The sequence below is a fragment of the Inquilinus sp. genome (assembly GCF_057815775.1).
In genome coordinates this window covers 1-8,322 of record NZ_JBYRFX010001068.1, presented here as the reverse complement: position 1 = coordinate 8,322, position 8,322 = coordinate 1, and the positions used below count along the sequence as shown (strand labels likewise).

Sequence of the window (8,322 nt, the reverse complement as noted above, 5' to 3'; positions counted from 1 at the left end):
TCCGGTGCTCACGGACGTTAAGTCCGCTGCGCGCCGGTTCTCGAAAACCGCGCCAGCCGACTCGCCGGAGCGACTTCCGGGACGGACTCTCGTCAGGCTTCCACCAGCCGCGCCACGACGTCGAGCAGCACCTCCGCCCCGGCCGCGAGGTGCCCGGGTTCGGTGAATTCGGCCGGGTTGTGGCTGATGCCGCCGTGGCTGGGCACGAAGATCATCGCCGCCGGCGCGATCCGGGCCATCATCTGGGCGTCGTGGCCGGCGCCGGAGGTCATGCGCCGCCAGCCATGGCCGCGCGCCGCCGCCGCTTCGGCGATCAGCCCGGCCAGGCCGGGGTCGAACCGCACCGGGCTGAAGCGGGCCAGCCGCTCCGTCGCGATCGTCAGCCCCTCCGTCTCCGACAGCCGGTCGAGGAAGGCGGCGAGCGCGTGCTCGGCCGCTGCCAGCCGCTCCTCTTCCGGGTCGCGCAGATCGACCGTGAAGACCGCGCGTGACGGGATCACGTTGATCGCGTCGGGTTCGAAGCGCAGCGACCCGACGGTGGCCAGGGTGCCGGCATTGGCGCCGGCCACCCGGTCGCGCAGATGGGCGATCACCCGCGCCGCGGCCAGCCCGGCATCGCGGCGGGCGACGATCGGCGTCGTGCCGGCATGGTTGGCGGTGCCGTTGATCGTCACCCGCTGCCATGAGATGCCCTGCAGCGAATCGACCGCGCCGATGGTCAGCCCCGCCGCCTCCAGCACCGGCCCCTGCTCGATGTGCAGCTCCAGATAGGCGGATGGCCGGATCGAACCGGGCGCCAAGTCGCCGGCATAGCCGATGCGCGCCAGCTCCTCGCCCAGCACCGCGCCGTCGGTGCCGATGCTGGCCAAAGCGGTGTCGAGGTCCAGCCCGCCGGCATGGACCAGCGACCCCATCATGTCGGGCTGGAACCGCACCCCTTCCTCATTGGTGAAGGCGGCGACGGCGATCGGCCGCACCGGGGTGACGCCCGCCGCACCCAATGCCTCGACCACGGCCAGCCCGGCCAGCACGCCGTAGCAGCCATCATAGATCCCGGCGTCGATCACGCTGTCGATGTGGGATCCGATCATCACCGGGTCCGGCCCGGTCCCGCCCGGTGCGGCATCGCCGGCCACCGGCCAAAGGCCGAAGATGTTGCCGATGCGGTCGACCCGCACTTCCAGCCCGGCCTCGCGCATCCAGCCGGCCAGCAGGTCGCGGCCCTCGCGGTCGGCATCGCTTGCCGCCAGCCGGGCCAGCGCGCCCGACGGGCCGCGGCCGACCTGGCCCAGGCGCTGCAGCCGGTCGAGCAGCCGGGCATGGTCGATGATGGGGGCGGTCATGGCGCGATCCGGGACAGTGGCGGCCGCAGGATATCGCGACCCTTGGGCGATCGGTTTGCGGATTTGCCCGCCCGGCGCAAAGGCTTTGCGCGTTTCAGGGCATGGCTTCCGATGTGTCCCGGCATCCTCTAGGGTTTGCCGGACGAATGCCCGGGAGGACCGCATGGCCGACACCATCACCTACCTCACCACGACCCGCTTCGGATCGGGCGCGATCGACCTGCTGCCGCAGGAACTGGCCGAGCTCGGCATCCGCCAGCCGCTGCTGGTCACCGATCCCGGGTTGGCGGCGCTGCCGCTGCTCGGCCGGGTGCGCGCCCTGCTGCCGGCGGAGCATGCGCTGTTCGCCGAGACGCCGGCCAACCCGACGGAGGCGGCGGTCGATGTGGCGTTCGACGCCTTCCGGCATGGGGTCTGCGACGGGCTGGTCGCGCTCGGCGGCGGGTCGGCGATGGATCTGGCCAAGGCGGTGGCGCTGCGCGCGACCCATGCCGGCGTCCTGGCCGAGTATGCGCTGATCGAAGGCGGCGCCGGCCGCATCGGGCCGGTGGCGCCGCTGGTCGCGGTGCCGACCACATCAGGCACCGGCAGCGAGGTCGGGCGCGGCGCCCTGATCACCCTGCGCGACGGCCGCAAGCTGGCACTGATCAGCCCGCACCTGATCCCCGCCCGGGCGATCTGCGACCCCGAGCTGACGGTCGGCCTGCCGCGGCTGCTGACCGCGGCCACCGGCATGGATGCGCTGACCCATTGCATCGAGACCTTCCTGTCGCCGCGCCATAACCCGCCGGCCGACGCCATCGCGCTGGATGGCGCCGGCCGGGTGATGCGCTTCCTGCCGCGGGCGGTGGCGAATGGTGCTGATCTGGAGGCTCGGTCGGAAATGATGATGGCGGCGCTGGAGGGTGGCCTGACCTTCCAGAAGGGGCTGGGCGCGGTGCACGGCCTGTCGCATGCGCTCGGCGCCATCCCGGACCCGGTGCTGCATCACGGCACGCTGAACGCGGTGATCCTGCCGGCGGTGCTGCGATTCAACGCGCCTGATGTGGGAGATAAATATGCCCGGCTGGCCCGGGCGATGGGCCTGGCCGAAGGGGCTGATCTTGCCGCCGCGATCGAGGATCTCAATGTCCGTCTCGGCCTGCCGAAAAGCCTGCGGGCGATGGGCGTGACCGAGGCGCATCGCGAGCGCGCGGTGGCCGGGGCGGTGGCCGATCATTCGACCGCCAGCAACGCCCGGCCGGTCACTTCGGCGGATTACGATGCCCTGTTTTTGGCCGCTCTCGGGGCCTGAGCAAAAAATCTAATCACCCGCGGGAACATCCCTATAGGCGAGACGTTTTACGGCTGCACGTCCGCATCGTGCATGAACCTCCCTGTTCAACTCGGGCCGGCCATCGGGTCGGCCCGATTTTTTGTCTGCGCTCCGGCGGCCATTCCACCCCAATCGGGGTGTAGATTCAGCCGGCCACCCTCTGATACCCAAGGCATGGGGCCCGGGCCCCCGGAATCGGGACGAGGATGAGATGGCGCGCGCAAGGTTGCGGGATCTGGGAATTTCGATCGGCCTGCTGCCGCCCGGCCCGAAGAACGGCATCACCGACGTGCCGGGCGTCCTGGTCGGCCAGGTGACGCTGGTCGAGGAATCGCCGCACATCATCCGCACCGGCATCACCGCCATCGTGCCGCAGGACGGCGCGATCTGGCGCCGCAACCTGTTCGCCGCCGGCCATGTGCTGAACGGCAACAGCGAGGTCACCGGCCTGACCTGGATCAACGAATTCGGCCTGCTGTGCGGCCCGCTGGCGCTGACCGGTACCTTCTCGATCGGCGCGGTGCATGAGGGCATGGTCGAGGCCGAGATGACACTCGACACCGGCGCCGACTTCAAGATGCCGCTGGTGTCGGAGACCTATGACGGCTGGCTGTCGGAGAGCGAGAACTTCGTGCTGCGGCCGCATCATGCGCTGGAGGCGCTGCGGGCCGCCACCGCCGACCCGGTCCGCGAAGGCAATGCCGGCGGCGGCACCGGCACCAACGCGCATGAGTTCAAGGCCGGCACCGGCACCGCGTCGCGGCTGGTGCCGCTCGGCGGCGAGGAATGGACCGTCGGCATCCTGGTGCAGACCAATTACGGCGACCGCGAGCGGCTGGTGCTGGACGGCGTGCCGGTCGGGCGCGAGATCCCGACCGACGACGTGCCCAGCTGCTTCACCGGCCGCAAGGTCGACGGCTCGATCCTGGTGGTGGTGGCGACCGACGCGCCGCTGTTCCCGCACCAGCTGAAGCGGCTGGCGCAGCGGGCCGGCCTCGGCCTGGCCCGGGCGGGCGGGCTCGGCTGGCCGGGCAGCGGCGACGTCTTCATCGCCTTTTCCACCGGCAACGATCTCGGCCAGGCCACCGACCCCAGCCGCAAGCTGCCGGTCGAGGGCCTGCGCATGCTGCCCGATTTCGCGCTGCAGCCGCTGCTCGGCGCCGTGGTCGAGGCGACGGAGGAGGCGATCTGGAACTCGCTGTGCGCCGCCGAAACCATGGCCGGGCGGCAGGGCCGCGTCAGCCACGCGCTGCCGATCGAACGGCTGCCCGACATCATGCGACGCTACGGACGCACTTGACGGCGCGGCCCCCCGGGATTCATGTGTCGGCATCGATCGCCACGGCCCCGGGACCCATGCGCCGACCCATCGCCCCGTTCCTCGCACGCCCGCTTCTGCTGCTCGGCCTCGCCCTGCTGCCCCTGGCCTGCGGGCAGGCGGATGCGGCGGAGGCCAAGCTGCCGATTCCCCGATTCGTCTCGCTGAAGTCGGACGAGGTCAACCTGCGCACCGGGCCCGGCACGCGCTATCCGATCGAATGGGTGGTCAGCAAGAAGGGCCTGCCGGTCGAGGTGATTGCCGAATTCGACACCTGGCGCCGGGTGCGCGACTGGGAAGGCATCGAAGGCTGGGTGCAGCAGGCGCTGCTGACCGGCCGCCGCAGCCTGGTGGTGACCGGCAAGGTCGAGCAGCCGATCTACAACGAGCCGAACGAAGGCTCCGGCCTGCTGGCGAAGGCGGAGCCAGGGGTGATCGGCGCGCTGCTGCGCTGCCCCGTCCCCAGCGGCCAGGCCGACTGGTGCTATGTCGACCTCAAGGGCTATCGCGGCTGGATGCACCGCGCCTCGTTCTGGGGCGCCTATCCCGACGAGAAGGTCGAGTAGGTCAGGCCCGGTGAGGCGTCTGGCTCAGTACAGCCCGCCGGTGCCCGTCAGCGCGTCCTGGCTGGTCTCGCCGAAGGTGTCGGTGACCGGCGGCGGGCCGGGCTCGGTGCCCGGTCGGAACGCTTCCATGATCACATCCGACCCGCCGGGTTCGGCGGCGTAGCCGTTGCGGCGGTCGACATAGGCGAAGCTGACGCCCGGCGGCACCGCGAAGCTGCCCGGGTCCTGCCCGGCCAGGGCGTCCTTGATGAAATCGCTGAAGATCGGCACGGCGATCGACCCGCCGGTGGCGCCGGCGCCGAGGCTGCGCGGCTTGTCGTAGCCGACGAAGATGCCGACCGCGAGATGCGGCGAGAAGCCGACGAACCAGGCGTCGTTCGAATCGTTGGTGGTGCCGGTCTTGCCGGCCAGCGGCAGGCCCAGCCCGGCGAGGCGGGCGGCGGTGCCGCGCTGGGTGACGCCCTGCAGGATCGAGATCATCTGATAGTTGGCGATCGGGTCGTCCAGCTGCTGCCCGAGCGGCTGGGCCGGCGCGCCCTGGCCGGTCCAGGTCCCGGTGCAGGGCACGCAGTCCGGCCGGGCCGGGGTCACGGTGCCCTGGGCCATGCTGCGGCCGTCACGGTCCTGCACCCGTTCGATCATGTAGGGGCTGATGCGATAGCCGCCATTGGCGATCATGGCATAGCCCGCGGTCAGCTTCAGCGGCGTGGTCTCGCCGGCGCCCAGCCCCATCGACGGGTACAGCGGCATGTTCTTGTAGACGCCGAAGGTCTCGGCCGTCTCCTTGACCGGCTGCATGCCCATCTCGACCAGCAGGCGCACGGTCATGACGTTGCGCGAGCGTTCGACGCCGGAGCGCAGCGTGGCCAGGCCGAGGAAGCCGCCGCCATAGTTGCGCGGGCGATAGCGGGCGATGCCTTCACCCTGGTCAACCGAGATCGGCGTGTCGTAGAGCAGGCTGGACGGGGTGTAGCCATGCTCCAGCGCCGACAGGTAGACGAAGGGCTTGAAGGCCGATCCCGGCTGGCGCTGCGCCTGGGTGGCGCGGTTGAATTCGCTGAGCGAGAAGTCGAAGCCGCCCGACATCGCCAGGATCTTGCCGGTGAAGGGATCGATCGCGACCAGCGCGCCCGACACCTCCGGCACCTGGCGCAGCGAATAGGCCGCGACCTGCACGGTCGGGCCCTTGGCTGTCGCCGGCAGCGCCCAGATCACGTCGCCCTTGGCCAGCACATCGTCGGCGCCGTTCACCTGGCGGCCCATGCGGCCATTCTCGACCCGCCGGGCCCAGGCCATGTCGCTGCGGTCGATCCGGCCGCGGCTGCCGTCCTCCAGCCCGATGGTCGCGGCCTGGCGGTCGACATCCAGCACCACGGCCAGGTTCCAGCCGTCGATCTCGGCCGGGCGGTCGATGCCGTTCAGAAAACGCTGCCAGACCGGGCGCTGGTCCTTCGGCGGGGCCGTCGGGGCCACGGCCGGCTTCTGCTCCGGCAGATGCACGCCCATGGCCGACAGGGCGCCCAGCAACCGGCCCTGCTGCGGCGGCGCCGGTTCAGGCGGCGCTTGCGCGGCTTCGGCCTGGGCCACGTCCTCGGCCGAAGCCGGCAGGTCGAGCATGGCCGAGATGTTGGCGATCGGGCCGCGCCAGCCGCGGTTGCGGTCGAACCGCTCCAGCCCGGCGCGCAGCGCCTGGTCGGCGAATCGCTGCAGCCGCGGGTCCAGGGTGGTGCGCACCGTCAGGCCGCCGCTGTAGAGCTGGTCGTTGCCGAAGCTCTTGCGCAGCGACCGACGGACCTCCTCGGCGAAATACGGGGCGTGCACGGTTTCCAGCGGCGCCTGGGCGCGCACGGCCAGCGGCTGCGCCTTGGCATCGGCCGCCTGGGCGGTGGTGATCGCGCCATCCTGGGCCATGCGGTCGAGCACGTAGTCGCGGCGGGCGCGGGCGGCGTCGGGCCGGGTCACCGGGTTGTAGTTGTTCGGCGCCTTCGGCAGCGCCGCCAGGAAGGCCGCCTCGGACAGCGACAGCTCGGCCGGCGGCTTGCCGAAATAGCGGGCCGAGGCGGCGCCGACGCCGTAGGCGCCGCGGCCGAGATAGATCTCGTTGAGGTACATCTCCAGGATCTGGTCCTTGGAGAAGTCGTGCTCGATCTCGAAGGCCAGGACCAGCTCGCGGATCTTGCGCAGCGCGCTGACCTCGTTGGTCAGCAGCAGGTTCTTGGCCACCTGCTGGGTGATGGTCGACCCGCCCTCGAGGCGCCGGCCCTTCCGCAGATTGTGCACATTGGCCACCACCGCCCGGGCCAAGCCGGCCGGGTCGACGCCGAGATGATGCCGGAAATTCTGATCTTCGGCCGAGATGAAGGCCTGCACCAGATAGGGCGGCAGGCTGCCGATCGGCACCACCACCCGATTCTCGACATAGTACTCGCGCAGAAGCGAACCATCCGCGGCGTAAATCCGCGTGGTTTCCGGCGGGCGATAGGCGGCAAGCTGGCCGGCGTCGGGCAAATGCAGCTCAGGCCCGGCGACGGTGCTCAGGAGCTTCAGGAGGACGGCGGCAACGGAGAAGCTGGCGGACATGCGTGCTGTTCATCGGCCGAGGACGCCCTTACTAACCATATGGGCGGCGAATCGGAAACGCCTTCTGCAGGCCCGTGCCATGCGGCGGGGGCGGGATCACGGGATGGCTTGCGTCCAATTTTGCCTAAGCCTTCGGCTTTTTGAAGGCGACAGCGCCCTGCAGCGCCTTGCTTCCTTCAGCAAGGGCGGCGCTGCGGCATGAAGACGGTCGTGCTGATGCTGTCGATCGGGCTGCTGGGCTGGTGGTCCGTCGTGGTGCCGCTGCAGATCATCGTCGCCGCCCTGGCCCTGGCCCAGGACCGGGTGCGGCTGGCGGTGTTCAGCCTCGCCGCGGTGTCCTTCGCCGTCGCCGCGGTCGGCGCCGCGCGAATCGTGGTCGAACGCTATCCGGACCAGGCGGCGCGGCTGGGGGTGGTGCTGCCCAGCGGCCATTCCGCCCTGGTCGTGGTGCTGGTGACGACGCTGGCGGCGCTGATCGGCCAGGACCGGCCGCGGCTGCGTACCGTCGTCGCGGCGTTCACCATTCTGGCCGTGGTCTGCGTCATGCTGCGGGGCGGCCACACCCCGGGCGACGTGACGGTCGGGCTCGGGCTCGGTGTTCTCTCGGTGCTCATTGCCGGCGCGCTGGCCCGATGGCGGCAGGCCCTAAGCCCTCAGTAGTTCGGCCACAGCCCCGGCGTCGCCAGCTCGATGACATGGCCATCGGGGTCGGCGACATACAGGCTGGTGCCGCCGGCGCCCCACGCCATCTCGCCGGTCAGCGCGATGCCCGAATCGGCCAGGCGGGCGCGCCAGGCGTCCAGATCCTCGGCGGGGATGGCGAAGGCCATGTGCAGGCGTCCGGCGCCCTCATGCCCCGGAATGGTGCCGCCGGCCTCGACCAGGTCGGCGGAGGTGGCGCCGGCCAGGAACAGCAGCAGCACGCCCTGCCGGCCGGCATCCAGCGCCACCAGCCGGGGGCTGCGCAGCATGACGCGCAGGGCCAAGATCTGCTCGTAGAAGGCGGTGGCGCGGTCGAGATCGGCGACATACAGCGCGGTCTCGAGCAGCCCGTCGATGCGTGGCGCGGCCGTCATGGGAAGGGGCGTCTAAACGTCCGTGAGGCGGATAACGACATCGACCCGGGCGATTCGGGTGCCGGCCGGGGCTTCGGGCAGCGCTGAAACGACCACGGCCTCGCCATGGACGTCGCGCAACTCG

The 8,322-nt window shown here is 70.9% G+C and carries 7 protein-coding genes; 4 read left to right on the top strand and 3 right to left on the bottom strand.

What is annotated here, in order from left to right:
• Window positions 1-92 precede the first annotated feature (92 nt).
• The gene (locus AC3XYG_RS38305) at window positions 93-1,343 is read right to left on the bottom strand and encodes a Zn-dependent hydrolase (protein WP_489145154.1); all 1,251 of its coding nucleotides are present in this window, start codon (window positions 1,341-1,343) and stop codon (window positions 93-95) included.
• Window positions 1,344-1,506: 163 nt separating this feature from the next.
• Here AC3XYG_RS38305 and gbd point away from each other — a divergent pair, with 163 nt between their 5' ends.
• The 3 genes from gbd (at window position 1,507) to AC3XYG_RS38290 (ending at window position 4,542) form a co-directional block, all read left to right on the top strand.
• Window positions 1,507-2,637 carry a 4-hydroxybutyrate dehydrogenase gene (gbd, locus tag AC3XYG_RS38300; protein WP_489145153.1) on the top strand — a complete coding sequence of 377 codons (1,131 nt, stop codon included), beginning with the start codon at window positions 1,507-1,509 and terminating at the stop codon, window positions 2,635-2,637.
• A 232-nt stretch (window positions 2,638-2,869) separates the two neighbouring features.
• Window positions 2,870-3,958, top strand: a complete 1,089-nt coding sequence (locus AC3XYG_RS38295) for a P1 family peptidase (protein ID WP_489145152.1) — start codon at window positions 2,870-2,872, stop codon at window positions 3,956-3,958.
• A 56-nt stretch (window positions 3,959-4,014) separates the two neighbouring features.
• On the top strand, window positions 4,015-4,542 hold the full coding sequence (locus AC3XYG_RS38290) for an SH3 domain-containing protein (protein ID WP_489145151.1): 528 nt from the start codon (window positions 4,015-4,017) through the stop codon (window positions 4,540-4,542).
• 24 nt (window positions 4,543-4,566) lie between these two features.
• On the opposite strand, the gene AC3XYG_RS38285 is transcribed toward AC3XYG_RS38290, so the two are convergent.
• Complete coding sequence (locus AC3XYG_RS38285; RefSeq protein ID WP_489145150.1) at window positions 4,567-7,122, bottom strand: penicillin-binding protein 1A; 2,556 nt, start codon at window positions 7,120-7,122, stop codon at window positions 4,567-4,569.
• A gap of 198 nt (window positions 7,123-7,320) precedes the next feature.
• On the opposite strand from AC3XYG_RS38285, the gene AC3XYG_RS38280 reads away from it, so the two are divergent.
• Entirely contained in the window at window positions 7,321-7,782 is a 462-nt protein-coding gene (locus AC3XYG_RS38280) for a phosphatase PAP2 family protein (protein WP_489145149.1), read from the top strand.
• Here AC3XYG_RS38280 and AC3XYG_RS38275 read toward each other — a convergent pair.
• Complete coding sequence (locus AC3XYG_RS38275) at window positions 7,776-8,198, bottom strand: VOC family protein (RefSeq protein ID WP_489145148.1); 423 nt, start codon at window positions 8,196-8,198, stop codon at window positions 7,776-7,778. The genes AC3XYG_RS38280 and AC3XYG_RS38275 overlap by 7 nt on opposite strands.
• Window positions 8,199-8,322: the final 124 nt, after the last annotated feature.